Consider the following 1,753-nt stretch of genomic DNA (forward strand, 5'->3'; position numbering starts at 1 on the left):
CCCCGAACACGAGCACCCGGCCCCCGGGCAGCACGCCCGCGGCGGCCGCTCGGAGCGCGTCTCGCACGTCTGGGTCGGGCAGGAGCGTGAGCGCCCCGGCGAGCAGCACGGCCTCCGTGGGCTCCGGGGAACGCGTGAGGAGCCCCCCGACGCGGGGCAGGATGCGTTCGTGGGCTCCGTGGAGCCGTTGCAGGGCGGCAAGCTCCGCGGGGGCGGCGAGCACGGACACCGTGAGCCCGGGCCGGGCCCCGACGAGCGCGACCGCGAAGCTCCACGCGGCCCGGCCGAGCACCGCGACGGAGCCCAGCCCGGCAAAAACGGGGGCTGCGGCGAGCGCCCCGGCGACGTAGACGGCTCCCGAGGCCTCGTCTTCGATCCGTGCCCGGAGCAGGCCGTGATCGTTCTGGGCGCCCTGGGCCCAGTCGCCGCCCACTCGGGGGCCTGCGCCCAGGTCGATCCCGGTGCCGTCCGCGATGGGCTGGGCCGTGCCCGGGTTCTCGGTCGCGGGCGGCGTGGGCCGGATGGCGGCGAGCAGGCCGAGGAGCGCGCTGAGTTCGCGTTGGGCGTGGATGCCGCCGAGGTCGAGCTCTTCCGCGATGTGTTCGCGTTCCAGTTCGCGGCCTCGGGTGGTGAGCCGGTAGTGGTCGTTTCCGGTGTGTTCGGTGATGCCGCAGGCGGCGAGGTAGCGGAGGAGTTTCCCGAGTCCGACGGGGTCGGCCCCGTGTGCGCTGGCGAGTTCGGCGACGGTGCGTTCGCCGTCGCCGAGGGCGGTGCCGAGGCCGAGGGTTGCCGCGACGCGGAGGGCGAAGCCGGGGGTGAGTTCGGAGCGTTCGTGGAACGCTGCTGCGTCGTCGGTGGTGGCCGCGATGTCTTGGACGCCGGGGTCGTGTTCGGAGACGACGACGTGTTGGCGTCGCCAGTAGCCGGTGACCTCGACCTGTTCTTTGGTGAGGTGTCGCTCGTTGCGGAGCCAGCGGCGGATCGGGGTGAGGGTGTGGGTTTCTCCGGCGACCCAGGCGAACACGGTTCCCGGCCACCAGTCCGCGGCGCGGATCGCGTCGAACAGGAGCGTGGTGGTGCCGGGGTCTTGGCCGTCGCGGCTGAGCCAGGTGATGGTGACGCCGTCGGGGGTGGGCAGGTCGAGTTGGCGGTGGCTGGCTTCGGCGACCTCGATGAAGACCTGTCCGCGGGCGTGCGGGGGCCAGGCTTCGAGCCAGCGTCCGATGGCGGGGAGCGCGGTTTCGTCCCCGGCGACGAGGGTCCAGTCGACACCTTGCGGGTGCGGGGCCGAGGCTTTGGGCCCGGCCCACTGCACGCGCTCCCCCGGGCGGACGCGGGAGGCCCAGGAGGTGGCGGGGCCGATTCCGTGGTTGACGAAGTCGAGGTCGATTTCTCCCGCGTCCGGGTCCCAGCGGCGGATCGTGTAGGTGCGGAAGAGGAGGTGGGGGTTGTCTCGTGGCCAGTTGAGGACGCCGTCGGCCTGGGTGGGGCCGACGGGCTCGGCGGCGTCGGGGTGTTTCAGGATGAGCTTGCCTTCGTCGTCGAAGCCGTCGGATCGGAAGGCGGCGACGGGGTACCCGTTTGCGGCGGTGTGCGCGACCAGTTCGGTGCCGCCCAGGGTGATGCGGCGCATCCCCGGGGTGACGTCGGTGACGCGGAGGACGTCGAGGGTGCGAGTGGTGATGGGGTACACGTCGAGGGGGCGGAGGCTGCGGGCCATGATCAGTGCTCCTGTTCTGAGGCGTTGGGGGTT

The 1,753-nt window shown here is 72.8% G+C and carries 1 protein-coding gene; it reads right to left on the reverse strand.

Going from position 1 to position 1,753, the window contains the following annotated elements:
- Positions 1-1,720 (reverse strand): siderophore-interacting protein (locus tag OOT08_RS00675; RefSeq protein WP_325090668.1); only part of this gene is annotated, 1,720 nt, incomplete at its 3' end.
- Positions 1,721-1,753: the final 33 nt, after the last annotated feature.

The organism is Leucobacter sp. M11 (assembly GCF_035726885.1).
In the GTDB taxonomy this organism is placed as follows: Bacteria; Actinomycetota; Actinomycetes; order Actinomycetales; family Microbacteriaceae; genus JAPFRB01.